The organism is Paenibacillus sabinae T27 (genome assembly GCF_000612505.1).
Lineage (GTDB): Bacteria > Bacillota > Bacilli > Paenibacillales > Paenibacillaceae > Paenibacillus_AQ > Paenibacillus_AQ sabinae.
The window spans coordinates 1945810-1969171 of sequence record NZ_CP004078.1; the positions used below are offsets into that span (position 1 = coordinate 1945810).

Genomic DNA, 23362 nt, shown 5'->3' on the forward strand with positions numbered 1-23362 from the left:
AAACATGATTATGGGCTTAACCGGAGGAATTGCCTCCGGAAAAAGCACCGTGTCCGCCATTCTCGCCGAGAAGGGGGCAAAGGTCGTCGACGCCGACGCCATTGCCCGGGAGGTCATGCTCCCCGGACACGAGGTGCTGGCCGCCGTTGTGAAGTATTTTGGCGAGGGGATATTGCTCTCTGACGGAACGCTAAACCGCACCAAGCTGGGGGAAATTGTATTTAATGATCCTGAAGCCCTCAAGGCTCTGAATGGAATGACACATCCGGCCATCCGCCGGATAACCCGCGAACGGATGCAGGCCTTCGACCGGGAAGCGCCGGAACGTCTGGTTATTGCCGATATTCCGCTGCTCTACGAGTCGGGACAGGAGGATATGTTTGAACGGATTTTGGTCGTTTATGTGCCGCGCGATATACAGCTTGAGCGCTTGATAAAACGAAACGGACTGACGCGGGAGCAGGCGGAAGCCCGTCTGGATTCGCAAATGGATATCGAGCTGAAGCGCGCCAAAGCGGATTTTGTCATCAATAACAGCGGGGATGTGGCCGACACTGAGCGGCAGATCGCCGTTTTGTGGGACAGGCTGGGTCTGCCATGCTAAATTGGCTTCGTAAAAAAAGAGTTCTGCTGCTGCTGTTCCTCGGCTTTACGGCAATCCTGTTTCTCAGCACCAATTGGATGTCCTGGTTCTACCCGATCTATTATAAGGAAGAAATCCGCAGGCACAGCTCCACATATGAGGTTGATCCTTATCTCATTGCGGCCATCATTCGGGTAGAGACGAACTACAAGACCGGACGCGAGTCGAAAAAGGGAGCCATCGGGCTGATGCAGCTTATGCCGGATACCGCCAAATGGGCCCTCGAACAGGCCAAGCTCCCTGATGTCTCGATGAGCAGGCTGAAGAATGAGCCTTCTGCCAATATCGAGCTGGGCGCCTGGTATTTGCATACCTTATCCGATGAGTTTGACGGCAACCGTACAGCGGTCATTGCGGCCTATAATGCAGGTCCCGGCAAGGTGCAACGTTGGCTTAAGGAAGGCTCTTGGAACGGAAGCGAAGAGGACATCAAGAGCATTCCGTTCGGTGAAACCCGCCACTATGTGCAGCGCGTGATTTACTATTACAATCAGTATACGGAGATTTACGGAAATATCTTTTAGTGTTGGCCGTTCACGAGAAAAGAAGTGCCGACAGCCGCTTCGGACCGTTCAGCACTTCTTCGGCAAGCTTATTTGGGCAGATTATTGGAATTGACCTGCCAGTTGTTGTTCAGCCAGGGTTACAAGACGTTTCGTAATGTAACCCCCGATCGAACCGTTCTCATAAGAAGTTTTATTGCCTTGATATCCATCCGGAGAAAGAGTGATACCAAGTTCTTGAGCAACTTCATATTTCAGTTGCTCCAAAGCTGCATTCGCTCTTGGTACGACAAGGTTATTGGTGCTGGATTGACCATTGCTTGCTTGTGCCATTTCTGTTCACCTCCTATCGGTTGGTAACTGTATTATGTGCCGGACATGCAACATTCATAACTCATAATTAAAGGTGTTTTCTGGAAAAGTAAAACCTATAATCTTTGCAAAGGAAGTGATCGGATCATGAAATGCCCATACTGCGACCATACCAACACCAAAGTGCTCGATTCACGTCCAGCCAATGAAAATAAATCGATCCGCCGCAGGCGGGAGTGCGAGAGGTGCAGCCGGCGCTTCACCACGTTCGAGATGGTGGAAGAGACTCCACTGATCGTTATCAAAAAGGACGGCAGCCGCGAAGAGTTCAGCCGCGACAAAATACTCCGGGGCCTCATCCGCGCCTGCGAAAAACGCCCCGTATCCGTCGAGCGGCTCGAGATGATCGTCTCCGAGGTCGAGAAATCGCTGCGCGGCATCGCGGTAGCCGAGGTCGATAGCCAGCAGATCGGCGAGCTTGTCATGGAGCAGCTCTACCCGGTGGACGAGGTGGCTTATGTCCGCTTCGCATCCGTATATCGCCAGTTTAAAGACATCAGTATGTTCATGAAGGAATTAAAGGCCCTCTTGTCCAAAAATCCTTCAGAGACGGACGGACTGTAAGCCCAGGCTTTACAGTTTGTCCACTCTCCATTCTCCTTACTCCACCGGATGACAATCCGGTGCATGTCCCGCAAAATATTTTTTAAAATAACTGTTGACACATAGCCCGTAATTTTATATGATATAGAAGTCGGCTGCGAGACATGATGCTGCAGAAGACACCAAGAAGCCGATGCATACATATCGGATTTAGATAACATGGGGCCTTAGCTCAGCTGGGAGAGCGCATCGCTGGCAGCGATGAGGTCAGGGGTTCGATCCCCCTAGGCTCCACCAAAAATATTATATGGACTCTTAGCTCAGTTGGTAGAGCAGTTGACTCTTAATCAATTGGTCCAGGGTTCGAGTCCCTGAGAGTCCATACAAGAAAGAACGGCAGCGATGCCGTTCTTTTGTTTTGGTTTCAATTTTTGTATTCTGTTAGGATCTTTGACTGTACAACTTTAACGCGTGCCAAGCGACCGACATCAGCCATGTACAATATGCTACCATTAGAAGCCGATTGGGCCATCCGATTAGCACGTTCGGACCGAACTTACCTCCGCTTTGCGGGAGTGTGACGGCTAAAGTCAATAGCATCAACAGAAGACATATCCAAATTAGGTTGGACGTCCATAGAAGCAATCGCCGGGACGGGGACCAAGATTGCTCGGGAATCAAACTCCGGCTAATGAGTATAGCAGCAATTGTAAGGCCGGGGTTGCCGATCATAGACGCTAAACCATGAAGATTGCCATGTGTTGTCAAGGCATCCTTGCTTGCCGTTATGGGATCAATGGTAAAAAAGGCTGCAGTGGCAATAGCGGCTGCACTAATCAACAGTAAAGTCTGCCCGATATAACCGCCGGTAGTCCGTATTTGCGGGCGGATCGCAACGAATAAGGCGACACAGCTAACCGATAAGGAAAGAAACGCGATATCCATGACCCAGCCGTTACGCCCAATCGCATATTCGCTAACCATTCGCCACGAAGGATCAAACTCCGGTTTCAAGAAGTGCAGAGCGGCAAGTAATATCAGGGACAAAACGGCTGCCGCCCATGAAAATCGCGCAGCGGTTTGTGAGATCGGCGTACCAGGCTTAGTTGTAACAGCTTGCATATATAAGCCTCCTTATTTTGAAAAAAGAATGGTTCACAAGGAACTGGACGCTTGTTCCAAGAGCTTCGTCAATAGTTCGTAGTCAACCGTCTGACCATCACGGATTTTGATCGTCTTTCTTTCAGAAGGGCCTTCAAACAAACCATCCGGCAATATGAGACCAGCGGCGTTAAAGATTGTAAAACTTACGGTTTCCTTTGCTGTCGTGATCACAGCAGCATATTTGCCATTTTTCAAAAAATGAGGTTTGCGGTATTGAATCCGTTCCTCTACACCCGGAATCGATACGTGTACGATCTGTCGAAGCTGGTTGCACACATTGGCCTGCCACGATTGATTTACATTGTTAATAAAGTCGGTCACTTCCTGGTTCATAGAATCTCCTCTTTCGTTGATATTTTGATTTACTTGTTATCCAGTAGACGAAGGGTTAGAAGCACGATCCACAGGCACCCTGCAGCCATAGAAATCCGTTCAAAGAGACCGCTTGGCGCACTCGGCATCACATTGGAGAAGTCCAAGGCAACAAAAACGCTGCATAGAACAAAAGATGCGAATACGGCGACTGCCGAGAGAATGGAATAAATTCTCCATCTTTTCCAATCAGGGCTTTCCTTGAATTTACTTGACATGGCAAGGCAAACGGCAATTAATGAACCAAATACCATCGTTCCTCCGATATCGTGGATTTGGCCTGATACGCTGCGGCTTGCCGGTATACCGGGAGGCCAGTCCAGCCCTGGGTCTATGGGGAATAAGGCAGCGATCAGCAACCCTAATCCGAACGTTCCCATAAAAATGGAGCCCCACACCGCGCCCTTGCCTGAGTGAATGGTTAATCTAAGCACGATGGCAAAAACGATAATCAACGTTCCGGAGAGAAGCAGATTCCATGTCCCAAGCCAGCCTCGCTCGCCCAGACTCTGATGACTGATCCAATGGCGAACAGGGTTGAATTCTGGTCTTGTCAATGCGTCAACTGTAGCTACAACATTAAGGGAAATCGGAGCAATAATTCCCAACTTCAACAATCTTTTGTTCCATACTGTAGACATCTGTTCACATCTCCATTAAAATTTTCTGTTAGATTGAAATGTGTTATAATCGTACCATATATCTTATCTTACTAAACTAAGATAAATAAATCATATTCGGAGCTGGTATTTATGTCAAGCAAACTTTCTGCCCTCTCTCCAATTCAACGAGAGCTTCTTGCCGCATTACGCCAAAACAGCACAAATACCATATTGTTTGACACATCCATTGCGGAATCGTACGGTCTTAACGCTACAGATCATAAATGTTTGGATCACATCATACGAAACGGCCCCCTAACGGCAGGACAAATTACAGATTATACCGGGTTGACGACAGGTGCAGTGACCGGAATAATCAATCGGCTGGAGAAAGCTGGATATGTAAAGCGGGAGAAGGACCCGGAGGATAAAAGAAAAGTTCTTGTTCACAAAGTTCCATCAAAATTACAACATATCGACGCCAAATTTGAAGCTGCCTTGAACGATACGATTCAAATTTTATGTAAATATTCAGATGAAGAATTATCCGTCATCTTGGATTTTGTCAATCGGTGCAACACGATGATACAAACCCATATGGCAAAGTAATTAATATTTTTCGGATGGCAGAAATAGATCGCTACCTTTATCTTTATCGAGGGCGGTCTATTTTTTTTGAGGTAAGACAGCAGTTCATCGGCTTAAATTAAGAAAATGAAAAACCGCTTGATAAACTAATGTAATTAGTTTAAAATAAAACTAATATCATTAGTTTGTTAATTAACTTAAGGGAGGAATTATTCATGAATCTTAACGTATCCATTCGTGAATTCGGAAGCTTTGCTTCCATCGTATAGGGACTGCTTCTGTTTGCCGCGCATTTACTCGAAGAGATTTCATCGAGCGTCACCTTAATTGTGATTGCCAAGAACCTCGTATTGGTTGCACATTTGATGATGGTATTTGCCCTGATATCCATTTACGAAAACCATACGAGAACAAGACGATTCGGTATGCTCAGTCTACTATTCTCAACATTTGGCACGATGTTCGTGTCGGTGATTGTTCTCGTTGAGATAGTAGGCGTTTCGAGCACAGCAGCCGCAGCGGTACTTAAGGCTCCTGAGATACAGTGGATTGTAACCTCTGGTCCGCTTCTGTTTGTCTTCGGTATGTTGATTCTTGGCGTCCAGTTAATAAAATCGGGAACTCACGCCAAGCAAGCTGGTATATTTCTGATTCTTGGAACGATTGTTTTTGCTGCAGCGGGTTACACGAGTAGCGCGGCCTCAATATTCGTTATTGCGGGTTCCGCTTTAACTTCTGCCGGGTTTATCCTGTTGGGGAATCTTTTAAGACAAGCGAAACCTGCTTCAGCGTTTGCATAACATCACCCTCGGCGTGACATGCAAAGGGATGTGACCTATTGTTGCTTATTTTCGAACGATTGAATCGTTATCTTCCAGAAAAGGCCATTTCGGGTATTGAATCGGACCGATACGGCAATATCATCGATTATCGCGTCGTATTGCAGGAACCGCGACACCTAAAGTAGATCGAATTCGCCTCCAATGATGCGATTAAGGGCTTGACCCCACAAGGCGCCCCACAATGACTGAAGACCTTCTGAATGCAGAGGTCTTTTTATTTTATACAAAGACTTTTGACCACGTTAAAGGAGTATGAAATATCAGAGTTTTAAATTAAAGGATAACACTGAAAACTAAATTTAATACTGTAGCTAAAAGTGTAAATATACCTTGATTGATGTATGTAAAATAACCAATTCATTTTGTAAACTTATCTGGACTGAGCGATTGCTTGCTCTACAGCGGATTGATGAATCCGCACAAATGACAGGAGGTGATTGATATTGAGTCCTTATTTGACATCAGCAACGCAAAGGGCCGCGAGCGGAGTTTCTTCTGCTCGTCTTCCGTGGGCCGGATTATTAGCCCTTGCCATGGCAGGGTTTATCTGTATCCTCACAGAGACGCTTCCAGCCGGTTTGCTTCCCCAGATCGGCGGGGGACTTGGAGTCTCGGAGGCGGCTGCCGGCCAGCTTGTCACTTCGTATGCAATCGGCTCCCTGCTCGCCGCAATTCCCTTAACAACCGCAACACGAGGTTGGAGGAGGCGGCCGCTTCTCTTGCTGTGTATTATCGGTTTTCTCGTGTTCAACAGCGTTACTGCACTATCCTCTATCTATATGCTGACTCTGGTTGCCCGTTTCTTGGCTGGAGTTTCTGCAGGTGTCTTGTGGGGAATGACAGCAGGCTATGCCCGGCGTATGGTGCCCGATATCCTCAAAGGTAAGGCCATGGCGGTGGCGATGGTCGGCACACCTCTCGCTCTAGCGCTTGGTGTTCCAGCCGGAACATTCCTCGGCGTTCTTATTGGCTGGCGCTCTGTTTTTGCCATCATGTCGCTGCTGGCGGCGCTACTCATTGCTTGGGTGCTCTGGAAGATGCCGGACTTCTCTGGTCAGGCCGCTGATAAGAGACTCCCCCTTCGCCAAGTCATCATCTTGCCGGGGGTGCGGCCCGTATTGATTGTAGTACTGGCATGGGTGTTGTCTCATAACATTTTGTACACGTATATTGCGCCTTACCTTGCCCAGGCCGGACTTGCCCGGCGTGTTGACTTGATGCTGCTTAATTTCGGTGTTACGTCGGTTGCCGGAATCTGGATAATCGGACTGTTGATTGATCGTATGCAGCGTTTATTGGTATTGATCAGCCTTGCGGGTTTCGCATTAGCATCCCTTCTTCTTGGCACAAGCAGTCAGCCCGTTGTGATTTATTTAGCGGTATCGGTCTGGGGACTTACGTTTGGCGGAGCGGCTACACTGCTGCAGACGGCAATAGCTGACGCAGCTGGCGAGAATGCGGATACGGCTCAATCGATGCTGGTGACAGTATGGAATCTGGCCATCGGCGGTGGCGGGATAATCGGCGCTATTTTACTCGAAACCCTAGGCGTTCGATCCTTTCCGTGGGCCTTGTTTCTGCTGCTGCTCCTCGCACTGCTTGTTGTCTGGCGGGCACAAGAATACGGATTTCCTTACACTTCTTCGAGAGAAGGAATGAGAAATTTATAATCGATCGGTGAAGACATGACAATCAGGATCGTATAGGTTCCATACTTGTCGCACTGATTGCCAAACTCTTCGAGAGCGCGTGTAGAGTCGGTCTGTACTTTTAATAAATAATTGTGTTCTCCGCTGATGCGGTGGCACTCGGCAACATGGGGAGATGTACGGACGAAATCAAGAAAGGCATAGCAGTCTCTAGTCCGAAATAACATATAGGCTGCTGTGTTTTTTCCAATATTTTCAGGATTGATGATTGTGCGATACTCTTCGATCACGCCTTTTTCTTCCATTCGTCTGACCCGTTCCGTTACGGCAGGCTGGGACAAACCCACGCTTTTACCCAGCTCTGTCATTGAAATTCTTGCCTGATTTTGAAGATGGAAGAGGATTTGCTTGTCCACATGATCCATTATGAATATCCTCCTTTAAAATTAAGGTCATTTAAAGAAAATTTCTTTTATTGCTCTGTGTAATTATCATAATGGATTGATTCTGATATGTAAAATGAGTGATTTAATTAATTTATGAAAGTTAGAAAGGATGGCTGCAAATGAGCAAATACGAACTAAATAAGAGAGATACAGAAGCGCTGCAGGCACATATAGATGAAGTCATTGATCGTACACTTGCCGAAAAAAGGCTGGTTGGCGCTGTTGTCCAAGTTACGCTTAACGGAATGGAGTGTTATAACCGTGCTGCCGGATATGCAGATCGTGAACACAACCGGTTCATGCAAAATAATACTCTATTCCGGCTTGCTTCCGTATCCAAACCGATCGTTTCCACGGCTGCCCTGGTGCTTGTATCGCAAGGCCGTCTGGGGTTGGATGACCGCGTGGACAGATGGCTGCCCGAGTTTCGCCCCCGTTTGCAAAATGGCGAATTTGCTGCCATCACCATTCGGCATTTGTTGACTCACACGGCAGGGTTGACCTACCGTTTCTTCCAGAAGGAACATGATTCATATGAGAACGCCGGAGTATCGGACGGTATGGATCAGGCTGGCATTTCATTGGAAGAAAATTTGCGGCGCATTGCTTCCGTACCGCTGCTCTATAAGCCTGGTACCCAGTGGAAATATTCCATTGCAACAGATGTGCTCGGTGCGGTCATTGCCAGATCCGCCGATGCCCCGCTGGGCGAAGCCGTTCGCTCTCTTGTGACTGAACCCCTTGGCATGATGGATACCGGGTTTATTGCCGTTGATCCCCTAAGGCTGTCCGCTGCCTATGCCAACGATTTTTCTGAGCCGCGCCGGCTGCTTGATTCTGACCACATTCCATTCATAGAAGGTACTTCGGGGTTCAGGCTTGCTCCCGGCCGAGCGCTTGATCAAACGGCGTATCCTTCAGGCGGAGCTGGCATGGTTGGCAGCGCGGGCGACTTTATGCGGCTGTTGGAAACGCTGCGAAAAGGCGGAGCGCCTTTATTGCCGGAGAAGCTGGTTCGGGAAATGACCACCAACCAGATTGGCAATCTTCCAATGGCCTACTGGCCAGGGCGCGGGTTCGGGTTAGGTATTACCGTGTTAAAAGATCCGGTGGCCGCTCAAACATCCGAATCGCCGGGAACTTGGCGCATGGGCGGAACTTACGGGCATTCCTGGTTCGTTGATCCCGTCAAGCAAATAAGCGTCGTGGCGTTTACCAATACCGCGCTGGAAGGCATGTCGGGCCAGTTCACGATAGATCTTTGTGAAGCGGTTTATGAAGGTCTTGGGAAGTCATAAAACGGGGGTTTGAAAGTGAAGCGAAGGGGAAGTGTTATAATCAGCGTGTAAAACCGTAATTTTGCAGGTCGCCAATTGTTTTTTTTGATGTTATCTATGTTTACATATAGTACAGCAGGGTATGAGAGTCAAATGTGACCATGAATCTAATGTGGGAAATAAATTAGGCCCTTGGCATGACGCCAGGGCTTTTGTCAAATCTTCATTGTCTTTTCTTTACCCACAAGAAGGCCAATTGTTCAAGTGCTCCTCTTGTGGGTAAAGTTTAAAACATAGGCAAGCGGCGGATTAATGCTCGATCAGGTTTCCGACGGGGACCGTTTGCTCGTTTTCCGGCTGATTCAAAGGATAGATTCTGGCCATGCCGGTGTTTCCATCCACATGCTGGATATAGATGGGCGTCCCTTCAAAGGTTACATTTTCCATAATCGGCGAAGCCGCAATCTCTTGAGCTCTTTGCGTATTCATGGTTATACCCTCCTTCAATTTTCGGATAACAAGGAGTAGTGTCACATAAGATGAAGGGATTTATGCACCAAGCTCCAGTTTGCAGATTTTTCCGTTAGAGATATTGAGATGAGTCTGCTATTCTATAGGACGGAACTTGAAATAGTAGGAGGACATCCCAGATGAGACCAAAGTTGAACCGAATGTTTTTTTTCCTCTTAGTACCATTTTTATTGGTTGCCGCGAGCTTTCCCGCGTCCGCCCATGCAGAAGAGTCTGCTCTTCTAGATAAGTATTATCCTTCCGACATTGAAGACCACTGGGCTTATGACGCGCTGGATAATTTCGTCAATGCCAACTGGCTGAGCGGCTATGCCGATGCCGATGGCACGATCTACATAAAGCCGAATCATAATATCACCCGCGCCGAGTTCGTAACGATTCTTGTGAATGCGGCCGGTCTGACCAGCAGTCAGCAAGGTAAAACCTTCACGGACGTGAAGGCTGGAAAATGGTACGCCGATCCGATCCGGATCGCCAGCTCGCTCGGTGTCGTCGGCGGCATCAGTCCTACGGAATTCGGTCCCGACCGGCCGATCACCCGGGGAGAGATTGCGGTTATGGTGGTTAACGCTTTTTCATCTACCGTTAAGTTCGACGGACAACCCAAAACCTTTACGGATGTTCCACAATATTACGCGAAGACAGCCATTCAAAAAGCCAGTCAGGCCGGCATCGTGACCGGAATGACCGAGACCGAATTCAAGCCGTTTAGCCGCGCTACCCGCGCTCAAGCGGTTGTCATGCTGGAACGCTCGCTGAAGCTGCAGCAGGGGAACCTGCCGGCCGCACAGGATTTGATTGATCTTGCCGCCAAAGCGGACAAGGAAGAAACGCAGCTTATGATAAACAAGAAGTATGATGATCTTGAGCGGATTTTTCTGAAGTATTACACAGGCTACCAGTTCGCTTACAACATGTCTTCCCTGACCGAGATCAATCAAATGGCCGCCGTGGGCGGAACGATCGACATTGAAGTCGTAAAAGCTCCAACCTTCGTCGTTACCGAGCGTTCGGACCGTCTTGCGGTATTGGATTCGGTATATGGAGAGATCAAAATGAAAATATCGAACGGCGAAAATACCTATGAAGACACGATCAAGACAGACGGCCAATATATGCTGAAGAAAATGGCGGACAACAGCTGGAAAATCTACGCCATTCTCACGGGCGAATAACTGGCAAGAACCGGGGGTTCCATCGGAATCTCCGGTTTTGTTTTTTCAGCTTGTGAAAAAAGTACATATATTAAATGAAAAATGAATAGTAAAATACAAGTATACTGAGTCAGGCAGGAGCGAAATATACTTGGACAAACAAAATAGCAAATATCGGTGGATTGTTTTTACAGCAGTATTGTTTACCTATTTCCTGATTGTAAGTCAAAGGACGGCGCCGGGATTAATTACCGATCAATTGATGAAAGATTTCAATGTATCGGCATCTACCATCGGGCTTTTGACCAGCATCCAATTTTTGGCCTATGCCAGCCTGCAAATTCCGATTGGGATTTTATCCGATCGTTACGGCCCTAACCTGTTCCTCATTGCAGGAGCGCTGCTGAATGGTCTGGGCACTTTAATTTACAGCGCTGCGCCGAACGAGTTCGTTCTGTTAGTTTCCCGGGCGCTGGTAGGCATGGGGGACGCGACGATTTGGGTCAATTTGGTTCTAATCCTGGGTCAATGGTTTAGAGTCAAAGAGTTTGTGGGATTGCTTGGCTTCGCAGGCATGGCGGGCAGTCTGGGCTTCTTGCTGGCAACTTATCCTTTTTCGGCCTGGATTGCCTGGTCGGGCTGGAGGCCGCCATTTTTTACAGTCGGAATTTTACTCTGTCTTTGCGGGATTCTTCTTTATGTCGTACTTGTCAAGCGGCCCAACCAGCTTTTCAAGGGCCATCCTGAGGCGGTTCTTCAGTCGGAACAAGAGCGGGTAAGAACATTCTTGATGTTAAAAAGGATATTTTCGGATCGGCAAGCCTGGGCCACCTTTTTCTGCCATTTCGGGCTTGTCGGCACGTATGTCGGGTTTATCGGCTCGTGGGCGGTTCCTTACGGGATGCAGATGTACGGGATGTCGCGTTCGGAAGTAAGCCAGCTCATGATGATCGGACTTGTCGGGGCGATTGTTGGTGCTTCCCTGACCACCTGGATTGCCAACCGGCTGGAATCGATAAAGCGCCCCTATATGGTTGTTCATCTGGTCGTTCTCGTCAGCTGGATAGCGTTTCTGGTATTTGGCGGGAAACCGCCTTTCTTCATGCTTGCGGTTCTGTTCTTCATCATTGGCTATGGAAATGGGGCGAGCGCATTAACGTTTGCGGCTGTTCGTCAATCTTTTGCCATGCGAGAGGTTGGCGTCGTTTCGGGCTTTGCGAATACCGGAGGCTTTATCAGCGCGATCTTGCTCCCGAGCATCTACGGGAAGGTGCTGGATCATTTTCAACCGGTATCCAGCGGAGCGGGGTATACTTACGGGTTTATCATCCCGGTTGTGTTCGCCGCACTTGGGGTAATGGGCGGTTTTCTGCTAAGAGAACAGCGCAAGGAATCCTCAAAGGCAAGCGGGATGTCGGTTTGATCCAAAGATGGAGTAAGGCATGAATCTTCAGATTCAGGTGACGGCAGGCGTGTCAAAGGGGGAAGCGGTTTGCATACCGGAACGCAAGTCATCCAGACTGACAGAATTATACTAAGGCCATTTGTCATGCAGGATGCGGCGAGCATGCTTGGAAACTGGATTGGCGATGAAGAAGTTCAGGCAAACTACGGTGAACCCGTGTACGAAACGATCGAGTCCGTAAATGAGCTGCTGCACAAATGGATGATGTCTTATGCAAGACAGGATTTTTACAGGTGGGCCGTTGTGCTTAAAGAGAAGAATGAGTGCATTGGACTAATTGCCTTTTGTCATGTGGATGGCGCTCACCATGTTGCGGATATCGAATACTGCATTGGAAGGTCGTACCAAGGTCAGGGCTTTGCCACGGAGGCGCTGGCTTCGGTGATCCAATTTGTATTTGAACGAACCGGGTTGAATCGAGTTCAGGCCTTTCATCGGGGAAGAAACGTATCTTCCGGAAGAGTATTGCAGAAAGCTCGAATGAAATATGAAGGGATTCTAAGAAAAAGCTACTACTACAGCGAGACAGGCGAGTATGATGATAAAGTTTATTACGGTGTGATCCGAAGCGACATCGTATGATTATGCAGAGCCCAGCTTTTTTGAAAGTTGGAGGCTCTTGACGTCTATGGCGCGGCATGGCATTGGATAACGTTTGTTTGTAAACGGCATGGGCAGATTTCCTATTAAGATCCGTCCCGATGATATTTGTATCATCGGGACTTTTCTTTATTTAGCCAAGGAAGTTATGGAAGTTATGGATATGTCTCCAATAGGATAGGAGATGCAGCATCCAATCCGACAAATTTTTACGGGCTTAAACATGTGAGTAAACATGACATCGCAGGTGTACTAACGCTCAAAATCTCAATTTTTATGAATTAATGTGACATAATCTAACATAAAACCTTGACTATCGACAACTTTAGACTCTATACTTTATCAAATAATGAAGAAATGGTGACAATTTCGTCGAATTGGATCCATTTTTTTAAATGAGGAGTGGGTGACTAAGAAGACTGGGCAAATTACCTTGACAAGAAGGGAGATTATCTGACGTGAAGAATGAGGATAAGAATGACCGAGCGTACCATTATATTCGAAATGAGATTATTCAGGGGAAACTAAAACCTCTGGATACAGTGGATCAAACCTTGATCGCGAAGCAGCTGGAATGCAGTCGTTTGCCAGTTCGTCAAGCATTGCTCAGGCTTTCCTTGGAGGGGTTGGTCACGTATGTGTCCAATAAAGGCGCGAAGGTAACGCCGCTTAGTATGGAGGATCTGGTAGAAATCTATAGCGCACGTATTTCTCTGGAGTCGATGCTTGCCAAAGTAGGCGCAAGAAAGTGCGAGTTGGGCCAGATTCTGGAGTTGAAAAGGCTGCTCGATGCAAAAAAAGTTGCTGTAGAAAAACAAGACTCGGTGCAATTTCTTCAGTTGGATGAACGTTTCCACGACGTACTTTACCGCGCTTCAGGTTACCTCTATATCTGTTCCTTGACGGATCAGCTCAGGCAGAGAGCGTTGCGTTATCTGCATGTTTATGCGTCTTCGAGAGACCACCTTCAATCTTCATTGGACGAGCACACCCAAATTGTTGAGGCTATTCAAGCGAAAAAATACGAACTTGTCGGAGAATTGATCAAGGCTCATATCGAGAAAGGTATGGAAGTATTGGCAAAAGAGATTTCAAATACCGATCATCTCAGAGAGGCGGAATAAGAATGCGTAAACTATCCATGGTGATTATAGTCTTGGCAATTTGTACGGCTTTTGCTACTGCGTGCGGTAATAACGATAACTCCAGTTCTTCCAGCTCTCCTTCGGCTTCAAACGCTGCTCCATCGACTTCCTCTGATCCTGGTTCCAACACGGAAGCGTCCTCGTCTCCAGCTGTCACCTCGAAATTATTGGAAGAAGTTATTAAGAACAAAAAAATCGAAATCGGAACTTCCAATGACGCACCTTGGTCTACGGTAACGGCGGAAGGAAAAGCGGAAGGGATCGTTCCTGATATTATTCGCGGCTTCTTGGATTATATGAATGTCGATGCGGAGATTAGATCCACTGCAATGCCATTCGGCAGCATTATCCCATCCATTCAAAGCGGCCGGATTCAAATCGTGGGCGATGCAATGTATAAAACGGCTGAACGCCAAGAACAAATCGACTTTACGGACATCCTGTTCTACAATCCAGAAGCACTTGTTGTGAAGAAAGGAAATCCGCAAAATATCAAATCGCTGGAAGACTTAGGCGGTAAAGCGGCAGGGACGTATGAAGGCACGACATGGATTGATACGCTCAATAATATCAAGGGAGCAGACGGCTCCAAGGTTAAGGTGAACGTCTATCCTACGATTCAGGATGTCATGGCGGATGTGGAAAGCGGACGTTTGGCGGCCGCTCTGGTCGATTCCTCCGTATCAAGTTATGCGATCAGCCAAAACCCGAATCTGAATCTTGAATTGGTTCCCGAGTACTCTCCGGACAAGACAGCGGTAGCGAACGGGCTTGGTATAGCTAAAGGAGATCCCGAATTCATTACCTTGTTTAACCAATATTACGCACAGGCTTTGAGCAGCGGTGAGGTTAAAGCGATATTTGAGAAATGGGGATTAACACCTGCTGATTATTGGATTAATAAGTAAGGATAGTCGAATCATCAGATAACAATCCCCCCTCTGCGAGCAAAGGTTTCACGACCAATCTTGGCAATAGGGGGGAAAAGGGAAGGAGTGAGGTGGGGTGCAAAATGAATTAATAGCGAATTTAATTGACTGGGCGCCCAAGCTGGGCAGTGGACTTTGGAAGACGATCTTGCTGACGTTAGTGAGTTTCCCTATCGCACTTGTTATAGGTTTGCTTCTTGCGATGCCGCGGATCGGGAAGCGCCGTATTCGCATCTTATCCATTCCGGCCGGAATTATTGTCGAAGTGATCCGAGGCACGCCGCTTATTCTCCAATTATTTTATATCTACTTTGTTCTTCCTTATATGGGCATACGCTTTGATCCGTTTCAAGCGGGCATTCTCGGACTGGCTTTGAATTATGGCGCGTACTTAAGTGAAGTTTACCGTTCCGGCATTGAAGCAATCCCTCGTACGCAGTGGGAAGCTGCCAAAGCTTTGAATATGAGTTGGGCGAAGACGATGCGTCTGGTTATTTTGCCGCAAACCCTGCGTGTCATTATGCCGTCACTTGGGAATTATTTGGTCTCTCTATTTAAGGATAGTGCGCTGGCGTCGACGATCTCTGTGACGGAATTGATGTTTGCCGGAAGATTGCTGTCTTCGGACACCTTCCAATATATAACGATCTATACTGCTGTTTTTATCATTTACTTCATTATCAGTTATCCTGCAATGATCGGTGTTCGTATGCTTGAGAAAAAACTGGCTCGCTAAACGAACCTATGGAGAGGGGCGATTGTGATGGCAACGAAGCATAAGCCGGGTAAAGAAACGGTAATCGCGCTGGATAACATTCATAAGTGTTTCGGCTCTGTAGAGGTACTGCGGGGTGTTTCGCTTGAAGTAAAAGCGGGAGAGGTTGTGTCGATCATCGGTCCGAGTGGATCGGGTAAGACAACCCTTCTGCGGACAATAAACGGGATTGAGACCATTAATCAAGGGACAATTAACGTTAAGGGCATAACGCTGACTAGCGATGCAAGTTCACAGGCGCTGAATGAGATTCACAGTAAAGTGGGCATGGTTTTTCAATCCTATAATTTATTTCCTCATCTCACGATTCTACGCAACATTACACTGGCGCCGATTCACGTGAATCGGGTGAATAAGAAGGATGCGGAAGCCGAAGCGCTTCGCTTGCTTGAAGTTGTTGGGTTGCGGGAGAAGGCGAATAACTATCCGAGCCAATTATCCGGAGGCCAACAGCAGCGCGTTGCGATTGCCAGGGCGCTGGCCATGCATCCGGATATTATGCTATTTGACGAGGTGACTTCTGCGCTGGATCCTGAGCTTGTGGGGGAAGTGCTGCTTGTCATGCGTAAGCTTGCGGAGGGTGGAATGACCATGATCTTGGTGACGCACGAAATGAAATTTGCGGAAGAAGTGGCAGATCGCGTCATCGTAATGGACAAGGGTGTCATTGTCGAACAGGGGCCTGCGAAAGAAGTGTTCGCTCATCCGAAGACAGAAAGAACGGCCAAGTTTCTGCGCCGTGCTCTCCAGCAGGACTGGTTGGAAGATGTTCAGGAAATACAAGTGGCTGAAAGATCTTAAAATAACGTTCTATTATCGTCTCGCGCTAAGGGGGGAGGTTCAAAGAATGAAGGCTTACATCGATATTTGTTCCGATCTGGGAGAGGGCTATGGAAACTACAAGGTCGCTGATGATCAGGCGTTATTGGAAGTGGTCAGTTCGGCTAATATCGCTTGCGGGTTCCATGCCGGGGATCCGCGTACGATGAATGCGGCGGTAGCGCAAGCGGTGAAGATGGGAGTTGGCATCGGTGCCCATCCTGGTTTTCCGGACCTGGTGGGATTCGGAAGAAGGGACATGGAATTAACCCCGTTAGAAATCATAACGGATACACTTTATCAGATAGGTGCTTTAAGTGCTTTTGCCAAGGCACACGGGGGCAGCTTGCAGCATGTATTTCCTCACGGCGTATTGGGAAACCGGGTGAATTACGATCGGAAATACGCTGAGGCGTTCGTTGAAGCGATCGTTAAGTATGATCCTTCCTTGATCGTGATGACCGATCCGGGGGAGCTTGCGAATATTGCCGAGCAGCGCGGGCTCAAAATTGCCTACTCAATCTATGCCGATCGCGCGTATAACGTAGACGGATCCCTTGTCTCCCGGAGTATTGAAGGAGCTGTCATTCATGAACCTGAAGTCGTTGTGGAAAGATGCCTGCGGATGGTGCTTGAACGAAAAGTGACCGCAATTACGGGGAAGGAAATTGAAGTTCACGGCCATACGTTGGTCGTTCACGGGGATACAGCGGGCTCGCTTGAGCTGGCGCTTAAAATTAAAGAGACTTTAAAGAATCACGGAATCGGCGTTATGCCCCTTGGGAAGTGGTTGTAGATTTGTGGAGACCCTTCAGATGATAGGCTGAGGTTCTATGGAATCGGGAGGTCCGCCTAAATGACTGATAATGTACTGGTGGTGGACCGTAAGCCTTCCGTTAAGGAGTATTTGAGCTTGCGCAAAGCAGTAGAGTTTCAACTAATGCCGGAGGATTCGGTTGCGCGAGGCCTGGATAACTCTCTGTTTGCCGTTTGCGCCGTATCCTCGGGTCGTATTGTGGGGATGGCAAGAGTGATCGCGATGGCGGCACTTGCTTCTATGTTCAAGATGTTCTCGTTCTCCCTGAATTTCAAGGGAGGGGAATGGGGCTCGAATTATGGAACGCATCATGGATTATATCGGCAAGAATGCCTGCCAAAGCGCCGTTGTCGGGCTGATGTCAACAAAAGGGTTAGAGCATTTCTATGAAAGATACGGCTTCTGGAAAAGGCCGACGGAACAATTCGGAAACGGGATGATCCAATTCTGGGGCGAAACCATGCACCCGGTGAAAGATTTGAAGGGCTAGTCCGGAGGTGAAGGCTTTGGCTTCTCAGCTTGTTTCTCACAAGAACTTGAAATATGTTCCGCTAGGAGATCAGACGCTGGTGGTGCAATTCGAGAATAAGATCTCGATTGAGGTTAACCGAGGCGTTCAAGCTTTTGCAAACTTGATCAAGAGCCGGAAGATTTCGGGAATCGTTCAGTTGATAATTACCTTTAACAGCTTGGCCATTTGTTACGATCCGGTCAGGATCAGCTTCTATAAATTGGCGGATACAATCCGGGGGTTGGAAGACCAGATCTCCGAAGATCACGCCATTCCAAGCAAAACGATCCATGTTCCCGTCGTATTCGGCGGAGAATACAGTCCCGACTTGGACGAGGTGTCCGCCAGAACCGGATTAAGTCCGGAACAAGTGATCCAAACCTTATATTCCAAACCCTATTACGTGTACATGGTTGGATTTGTAGACGGGACGCCCTATTGCGGCGATATTGACGAGAGACTGGTGCTTCCCAGACGCTCCAATCCCCGGGTCAAGGTCAGAAAGGGGGCGGTAGCCATTGCAATGAACCAAACCTCTCTCTACACCATCGAGTCTCCGGGAGGGTGGCACTTGCTGGGTTGGACTCCGATGGAAGTCTTTAATCCCTATCAGGAAAGGCCATGCGCACTTGTTGCGGGGGATTACCTGCAATATGTGCCTATTTCAGCCGATGAATCGGAACGGTGGGATGATCAAAGACAGAGAGAGTGGGATCGGGAATGGAATTCGTAAAAGTAGTTAAACCCGGTTTCTTCACAACCGTCCAGGATTTGGGGCGTCTCCAATACCAGAATCTTGGCATATCCACCTCTGGAGCCATGGACGGTTTGTCTTTGCGTCTGGCCAATTTATTGGTGGGGAATGATGAAGAAGACGCAGCCTTAGAGGCAACATTAATCGGCCCCAAATTAAGATTTGCTGCAGACGGGGTGATTGCAATTACAGGCGGAGATTTGTCTCCAGCGCTGAACGGCATCCCGGTACCGATGTGGAAATCTATTCGTATTCGCCAGGATGACGAGCTGAGCTTTGGCAATTGTGTTACTGGCTGCAGAGCATACATCTCAATTGCGGGCGGAATTGAAGTACCTCCCATTATGGGAAGCCGTTCGACATATTTTCGAGGCCATTATGGAGGGCATGAGGGCAGGGCATTGAAGATTGGCGATGAAATTCCGATAGGCAACTGCCGCTTTAATCTCTATGATATCGAGGGAAGAAGATTACAGCCAGGCGCCATTCCCGACTATCGAACGGATCGGCCTATACGTTTTATTCCGGGACCGCAAGCAGATGCGTTTACCCAAGAATCGTTCGAATGGTTTACTTCCAGGCCCTATGACGTTACCAACGAATCGGATCGAATGGGGTATCGATTGCAGGGACAACAATTAGAGCATGTGAATGGAGCGGATATCATTTCCGATTTTATCACAGTCGGTTCCATCCAAGTTCCCGCAATTGGACAACCAATTATTCTGATGGCGGATTGCCAGACGACAGGTGGTTATACCAAGATCGGAGTTGTGATCAGCGTTGATCTTCCCTATGTCGCCCAGAAAAAGCCCCGGGATCAAATTCGATTTGAAGCTGTGGATGTAACATATGCGCAAGAGCTGTATGCGAAGCGGGAAAAAATGATTTCAGGCCTTAAGCTGCTTAATCGAATGCTGCTTGTGTAGGGTTATTTGTGTTCCTTTTTTGGGTTACTATTTATGTCTCTCCTATTCGGGGAGATTTTTTTATTGATTGACGGTAAAGATGGGAACCGGCGTGAGCCAAAGTATCGATTGATCATCCGGCTCAGGCTGCAGTTTTCTTTTCTACATAATATCTACATAACTTTGAGCTACTATTGAAGTAATAATTGGTTTGGTTAGGAGGTGTCTTAATGATAGGCTTAGCTTTAGCTCAATGCATTCATGCATGCGGTGCAACGGGTACCGAACTGGCTGATTGTATTTTAATGATGTTAGGGGCAAAATAATTTAATGCACCATAAAGGCAAAAGCACTCGCATGACTATCCAGTCAGGGGTGCTTTTGCCTTTTTTCTTCAAGTGAGCTGATTGGAATGTTCCATGGATCGATGACAATCCATAGAAGGTCTCCTCAAGCAGCGGTCGAAGCTCGCGGATCGACGGGGCTGGTTATCAGATATCATCTTCGCCAGGCTCGTGCTGAGGACTCCGGAGAAAAAGACGCTGGCCGTCGGACTATATGATATTGTCACGGACCGGACGAAGCTTCAATTTACGATGTTCGCGGCCGGTTGTGTGTTGATTGCCGTACCGATTACGGTGCTGTTCCTTCTGCTGCAGCGGTACCTGGTTGCCGGATTGACGTCGGGAGCAGAAAAAGGCTAGCGGGAGGCGGCCTGACGATTTCTTGTTCGGTTAAAGTCATATCGAGTATAATTATTATGGATGCTAACAAGCAGCGAATAAGCCGAGCGGTCCGGGTAGTTAGGCCTCCGGGAAAGAAAGAAACGGAGGGTTATCGTATTGGCGACAATTCAGGATATAGCAGATTATGTGGGGCTTTCCATTGCAACCGTATCAAGGGCGCTTAACAAACCGGCGATGGTCAATGCGGAGACCCGCGAGCGTGTCATGCAGGCGGCGAAGAAGCTTAATTACTTCGATCCGGCCAAGACCAGACAAGCGAATCTGAAGAACAAAAAGATTTCCCTGGGCGTCATTATTCCGTATATTACCTCGTTTTTCTTCGGGGAATTATTCAGCGGGATAAGCCGTATCGCACAGGAGAATCATATTGATTTGATTTTGTACGAACTGAAGAGCAGCAAAATGAACGAGGAGGGTCTTGCCGAGGCTTTTTCCTTTGTGCAGCGGCACTTGGTTGACGGGATTATCCTTACGAGTTTCCATCTGCCGGCCAAGTATGACGAGCTGATCGATACGCTTCAGATTCCGGTCGTTCTGCTGCTTGATTCTCATGAGAGTGGAAAGCTCCCGACTTACAAGGTGGATGATATCCGGGCATCATTCGAAGCCGTTTCTTACCTCGTTTCGCGCGGACACCGGAACATTGGCATGATTTCCGCCCTGCTGACGGATCAGCATGACCGGGGCGAGCAGCTAAGGCTGAAGGGTTATAAACAGGCCGTTGACTTCTACGGTCTGCCGTTCTCGGAAGCGTTGGTCGCTTACGGAGATATGCGTTTTGGATATACAGCGATGAAGGAGCTTCTTGCCAAGCGGGAGGAGACCGGACTGACGGCTGTATTTGCCGCTTCGGATGAAATGGCGATCGGAGCGATGCGCTGCATCTTCGATTCGGGGCTTAGAGTGCCGCAGGATATCTCGGTTATCGGCTTTGACAATTTGTCGGTAAGCCGGATTACGATGCCGAAGCTGACAACCATTGAACAGCCCTTTGGCGAGATTGGTGCAGAAGGCGTCAAGCACATGATCCGATGGTTTACCGAGGGAGGTCAGATTCCTGAGAAGGGGCATTTTTATTTGCCTTATAAAATCATCGAAAGAGAGTCGGTAGCCGAAATCCGGCCCGGAGAAGCGAGAACATGATCATGGCTTAGATATTATGGGGAGGAATAGATCGCATCCATTGGACGGGGGCGGTCTATTCCTTTTTAAAGACAGTGGAAAGTTTGATGAAAGGGAGTAGTGGATATGGCCGATTTTGAGTGGTACCGAAGCTTTTGCACGATATATAAGCATAACTCCGTATCTGAAGCCGCCAAGGCGCGGATTATGACACAGCCGGCGATGAGCCAGCATTTAGCTTCCTTGGAAGCTGAGGTCGGGGAAGATTTATTCATCCGGACTTCAAGAAAAATGATTCCGACGGAACGGGGAAAAGAGCTATATTCCCAGCTGGCTCCGCTGATCGAGGCTTTGGAGGAGACCACGATGAATTTCAAATCGGCTTCTCTGCCCACGCATTCCGTCATAAAGTTAGGGGCTGCGCACGAATTTTACACTGAAAAAATACTCCCCAACCTGCATACATACAAGATGAGCACCATATCAAATTTTGGAACGGCCGACCAGTTGGTGGAGCTGTTGAAAGAGGATAAGCTGGACCTCGTCATTACATCAAAAAAATATCAGACACCGGGCATCGAGTACCTGAAATTCATGGATGAAGAATTCGTCATTGTCACTCCCGGGGATTATGAAATGCCGGATACGGATAACCCGGAGTCAATGGAACAATGGCTTTCAGCTCAGAAGTGGATCAGCTACGGGCCGGATCTGCCGATCATCCGGAGAATTTGGAGGGAGCATTTCAAGAAGCGTCCGCAAATCCGGCCCGCCCATATCATTCCTGATCTGCGTCTAATCCTGAAAGCCATTGAACAAGGCGCAGGTTTAAGTGTGATCCCGACCTATATTTTGAATAACTCGGCAAGTGTTGCGGCAAAAGCGGTTTATGAGGATTTAAAAGTCAATAACGAGCTGTACTTCGCCTATAAATTGAAGCATAAGCATTTGCCTCAAATCCAGGAGATGATAGCGGCAATACGCGATAATATATAAATATATTTATGGATAATCCGAAATTTCATAATTTGTTTTATAGCAAGATCAGGACTAGAATAAAGCCAGCACCAAAATTAAAATACTGGAGGCAATACCAATGGCAAAAAAAGTTCTGATTGTTGTAACGAATCACTCGGAAATTCATGAAGGCAAGTCGACCGGGATTTGGCTTTCTGAATTCGCTGAAGCCTATATTGAATTTACCAAGAAGGGCTACGAGCTTACCATCGCAAGTCCGCTTGGAGGCAAGGCCCCGGTCGATCCCGGCAGCGTAGATGCCAACACCCCGCAAGAAATCCTGGATACGCAAAAATATTTGGAAAACACAGCCAAGCTGGATGAATTTTCCGTAGAAGGCTTCGATGCGATTTTCCTGCCGGGCGGCCACGGAACGATGTACGATCTTCCAGCTAACGAAGCTCTTCAGAAGCTGCTGCGCGATTTCTATGAAGGGGGCAAGATTGTGGCTGCAGTATGCCACGGACCGGCCGGACTGGTTGGCGCTACCTTGTCGAACGGCGAGCCGCTTGTTGCCGGCAAACGCGTCAGCGCGTTTACAGACCGGGAAGAAGCGCAAACGACGCTGGATCAGTATCTTCCTTTCCTGCTGGAAAGCAAGATTCGCGATCTGGGAGCCATCTATGTTGCCGCTCCGAACTGGACTTCCCATTACGAGGTGGACGGCAACCTGATTACGGGCCAAAATCCACAGTCGACGCTGGCTGTAACCAAAGCCGTTATTGAACAGCTGGGTTAATCTGCTGAACCGGTCATCATTCAAGGAAATCTGTATAATACACGGCCGATGAAAATGCAAGAGATTGCATAAAGAAATCTACCGTATAAAAAAATCCGCTCCCGCGGGATATATCCTGGGGAAGCGGATTTTTTTCTTGTTAATCAGTGGATAGCGGCAGTTTAAACGTAAAAGTGGTCTTTTGAGTGATAACGTTCTTTTACCGGATTGTACTTGTCGGGTGACGGCAGCGTTGCGGCGTACCTGGGCATATTCGATACGACGGTCAGAATGGACTGCGAGGTAGAGTGGGGCTGAGGTATTCCTGCAAATCTGCAGGTTTTTCAGGC

The 23362-nt window shown here is 48.0% G+C and carries 28 protein-coding genes and 2 tRNA genes; 24 read left to right on the forward strand and 6 right to left on the reverse strand.

Annotated features, from left to right (window positions below; genetic code table 11):
* Positions 1-4 precede the first annotated feature (4 nt).
* Both coaE and PSAB_RS08850 read left to right on the forward strand, forming a co-directional pair.
* Complete coding sequence (coaE, locus tag PSAB_RS08845) at positions 5-604, forward strand: dephospho-CoA kinase (RefSeq protein WP_025334219.1); 600 nt, start codon at positions 5-7, stop codon at positions 602-604.
* Positions 598-1167 (forward strand): lytic transglycosylase domain-containing protein, encoded by a 570-nt coding sequence (locus tag PSAB_RS08850; protein ID WP_038595709.1) that lies wholly within the window; start codon positions 598-600, stop codon positions 1165-1167. The genes coaE and PSAB_RS08850 overlap by 7 nt, the downstream gene beginning before the upstream one ends.
* An 81-nt stretch (positions 1168-1248) precedes the next feature.
* On the opposite strand, the gene PSAB_RS08855 is transcribed toward PSAB_RS08850, so the two are convergent.
* Positions 1249-1479: an alpha/beta-type small acid-soluble spore protein gene (locus PSAB_RS08855; protein ID WP_025334221.1), complete on the reverse strand. Its 231-nt coding sequence runs from the start codon at positions 1477-1479 to the stop codon at positions 1249-1251.
* Between the two features lie 126 nt (positions 1480-1605).
* Between PSAB_RS08855 and nrdR the strand changes: the two genes are divergently transcribed.
* The 3 genes from nrdR (at position 1606) to PSAB_RS08870 (ending at position 2443) form a co-directional block, all read left to right on the forward strand.
* A complete protein-coding gene (gene nrdR, locus PSAB_RS08860; RefSeq protein ID WP_025334222.1) occupies positions 1606-2082 on the forward strand; it encodes a transcriptional regulator NrdR in 477 nt (158 codons plus the stop codon).
* 200 nt (positions 2083-2282) lie between these two features.
* Positions 2283-2358 (forward strand) — tRNA-Ala (locus tag PSAB_RS08865).
* A 12-nt stretch (positions 2359-2370) separates the two neighbouring features.
* Positions 2371-2443, forward strand: a tRNA-Lys gene (locus tag PSAB_RS08870).
* Between the two features lie 59 nt (positions 2444-2502).
* Here PSAB_RS08870 and PSAB_RS08875 read toward each other — a convergent pair.
* Genes PSAB_RS08875 through PSAB_RS08885 form a run of 3 tightly spaced genes read right to left on the reverse strand, consistent with a single transcriptional unit; the run spans position 2503 to position 4238 of the window.
* The gene (locus PSAB_RS08875; RefSeq protein WP_025334223.1) at positions 2503-3183 is read right to left on the reverse strand and encodes a DUF998 domain-containing protein; all 681 of its coding nucleotides are present in this window, start codon (positions 3181-3183) and stop codon (positions 2503-2505) included.
* Between the two features lie 33 nt (positions 3184-3216).
* Positions 3217-3558 (reverse strand): DUF1801 domain-containing protein, encoded by a 342-nt coding sequence (locus PSAB_RS08880; RefSeq protein ID WP_025334224.1) that lies wholly within the window; start codon positions 3556-3558, stop codon positions 3217-3219.
* Between the two features lie 29 nt (positions 3559-3587).
* The gene (locus PSAB_RS08885) at positions 3588-4238 is read right to left on the reverse strand and encodes a DUF998 domain-containing protein (RefSeq protein ID WP_025334225.1); all 651 of its coding nucleotides are present in this window, start codon (positions 4236-4238) and stop codon (positions 3588-3590) included.
* A gap of 111 nt (positions 4239-4349) precedes the next feature.
* On the opposite strand from PSAB_RS08885, the gene PSAB_RS08890 reads away from it, so the two are divergent.
* The 3 genes from PSAB_RS08890 to PSAB_RS08900 all read left to right on the forward strand — a co-directional run bounded on the left by PSAB_RS08890 (position 4350) and on the right by PSAB_RS08900 (position 7299).
* Positions 4350-4808, forward strand: a complete 459-nt coding sequence (locus PSAB_RS08890; RefSeq protein ID WP_025334226.1) for a MarR family transcriptional regulator — start codon at positions 4350-4352, stop codon at positions 4806-4808.
* 308 nt (positions 4809-5116) lie between these two features.
* Entirely contained in the window at positions 5117-5587 is a 471-nt protein-coding gene (locus PSAB_RS08895) for a hypothetical protein (RefSeq protein WP_025334227.1), read from the forward strand.
* 575 nt (positions 5588-6162) lie between these two features.
* Positions 6163-7299: an MFS transporter gene (locus PSAB_RS08900; RefSeq protein ID WP_084266640.1), complete on the forward strand. Its 1137-nt coding sequence runs from the start codon at positions 6163-6165 to the stop codon at positions 7297-7299.
* On the opposite strand, the gene PSAB_RS08905 is transcribed toward PSAB_RS08900, so the two are convergent.
* Entirely contained in the window at positions 7263-7703 is a 441-nt protein-coding gene (locus tag PSAB_RS08905) for an Lrp/AsnC family transcriptional regulator (protein ID WP_025334229.1), read from the reverse strand. The genes PSAB_RS08900 and PSAB_RS08905 overlap by 37 nt on opposite strands.
* 140 nt (positions 7704-7843) lie before the next feature.
* Here PSAB_RS08905 and PSAB_RS08910 point away from each other — a divergent pair, with 140 nt between their 5' ends.
* Positions 7844-9022: a serine hydrolase domain-containing protein gene (locus tag PSAB_RS08910; protein ID WP_025334230.1), complete on the forward strand. Its 1179-nt coding sequence runs from the start codon at positions 7844-7846 to the stop codon at positions 9020-9022.
* Positions 9023-9310: 288 nt separating this feature from the next.
* On the opposite strand, the gene PSAB_RS08915 is transcribed toward PSAB_RS08910, so the two are convergent.
* Complete coding sequence (locus PSAB_RS08915) at positions 9311-9490, reverse strand: small acid-soluble spore protein H (protein WP_025334231.1); 180 nt, start codon at positions 9488-9490, stop codon at positions 9311-9313.
* A gap of 161 nt (positions 9491-9651) precedes the next feature.
* On the opposite strand from PSAB_RS08915, the gene PSAB_RS08920 reads away from it, so the two are divergent.
* The 15 genes from PSAB_RS08920 to PSAB_RS08990 all read left to right on the forward strand — a co-directional run bounded on the left by PSAB_RS08920 (position 9652) and on the right by PSAB_RS08990 (position 23033).
* Positions 9652-10707 (forward strand): S-layer homology domain-containing protein, encoded by a 1056-nt coding sequence (locus PSAB_RS08920; protein ID WP_025334232.1) that lies wholly within the window; start codon positions 9652-9654, stop codon positions 10705-10707.
* Between the two features lie 130 nt (positions 10708-10837).
* Entirely contained in the window at positions 10838-12109 is a 1272-nt protein-coding gene (locus PSAB_RS08925) for an MFS transporter (protein ID WP_025334233.1), read from the forward strand.
* Positions 12110-12178: 69 nt separating this feature from the next.
* A complete protein-coding gene (locus PSAB_RS08930; RefSeq protein WP_025334234.1) occupies positions 12179-12733 on the forward strand; it encodes a GNAT family N-acetyltransferase in 555 nt (184 codons plus the stop codon).
* Between the two features lie 476 nt (positions 12734-13209).
* Positions 13210-13875: a GntR family transcriptional regulator gene (locus PSAB_RS08935; RefSeq protein WP_025334235.1), complete on the forward strand. Its 666-nt coding sequence runs from the start codon at positions 13210-13212 to the stop codon at positions 13873-13875.
* A 2-nt stretch (positions 13876-13877) separates the two neighbouring features.
* Entirely contained in the window at positions 13878-14804 is a 927-nt protein-coding gene (locus PSAB_RS08940) for a substrate-binding periplasmic protein (protein ID WP_084266469.1), read from the forward strand.
* A 97-nt stretch (positions 14805-14901) separates the two neighbouring features.
* Positions 14902-15561 carry an amino acid ABC transporter permease gene (locus tag PSAB_RS08945; protein WP_025334237.1) on the forward strand — a complete coding sequence of 220 codons (660 nt, stop codon included), beginning with the start codon at positions 14902-14904 and terminating at the stop codon, positions 15559-15561.
* A 27-nt stretch (positions 15562-15588) separates the two neighbouring features.
* Positions 15589-16401: an amino acid ABC transporter ATP-binding protein gene (locus tag PSAB_RS08950; protein WP_025334238.1), complete on the forward strand. Its 813-nt coding sequence runs from the start codon at positions 15589-15591 to the stop codon at positions 16399-16401.
* A 46-nt stretch (positions 16402-16447) separates the two neighbouring features.
* The gene (locus PSAB_RS08955; RefSeq protein ID WP_025334239.1) at positions 16448-17215 is read left to right on the forward strand and encodes a 5-oxoprolinase subunit PxpA; all 768 of its coding nucleotides are present in this window, start codon (positions 16448-16450) and stop codon (positions 17213-17215) included.
* Between the two features lie 60 nt (positions 17216-17275).
* Positions 17276-17626 (forward strand): hypothetical protein, encoded by a 351-nt coding sequence (locus tag PSAB_RS25435; RefSeq protein ID WP_144240497.1) that lies wholly within the window; start codon positions 17276-17278, stop codon positions 17624-17626.
* Positions 17627-17742: 116 nt separating this feature from the next.
* Positions 17743-18480 carry a 5-oxoprolinase subunit PxpB gene (gene pxpB / locus PSAB_RS08965; RefSeq protein WP_025334241.1) on the forward strand — a complete coding sequence of 246 codons (738 nt, stop codon included), beginning with the start codon at positions 17743-17745 and terminating at the stop codon, positions 18478-18480.
* Positions 18468-19430 carry a 5-oxoprolinase subunit C family protein gene (locus PSAB_RS08970; protein ID WP_025334242.1) on the forward strand — a complete coding sequence of 321 codons (963 nt, stop codon included), beginning with the start codon at positions 18468-18470 and terminating at the stop codon, positions 19428-19430. Before pxpB ends, PSAB_RS08970 begins: the two co-directional genes overlap by 13 nt.
* Before the next feature lie 494 nt (positions 19431-19924).
* Positions 19925-20113, forward strand: a complete 189-nt coding sequence (locus PSAB_RS08975) for a hypothetical protein (RefSeq protein WP_025334243.1) — start codon at positions 19925-19927, stop codon at positions 20111-20113.
* Positions 20114-20251: 138 nt separating this feature from the next.
* Complete coding sequence (locus PSAB_RS08980) at positions 20252-21298, forward strand: LacI family DNA-binding transcriptional regulator (protein WP_025334244.1); 1047 nt, start codon at positions 20252-20254, stop codon at positions 21296-21298.
* A 105-nt stretch (positions 21299-21403) separates the two neighbouring features.
* Positions 21404-22273, forward strand: coding sequence for a LysR family transcriptional regulator (locus PSAB_RS08985; protein ID WP_025334245.1), 870 nt, complete (start codon positions 21404-21406; stop codon positions 22271-22273).
* Positions 22274-22373: 100 nt separating this feature from the next.
* Entirely contained in the window at positions 22374-23033 is a 660-nt protein-coding gene (locus tag PSAB_RS08990; protein ID WP_025334246.1) for a type 1 glutamine amidotransferase domain-containing protein, read from the forward strand.
* Positions 23034-23362: the final 329 nt, after the last annotated feature.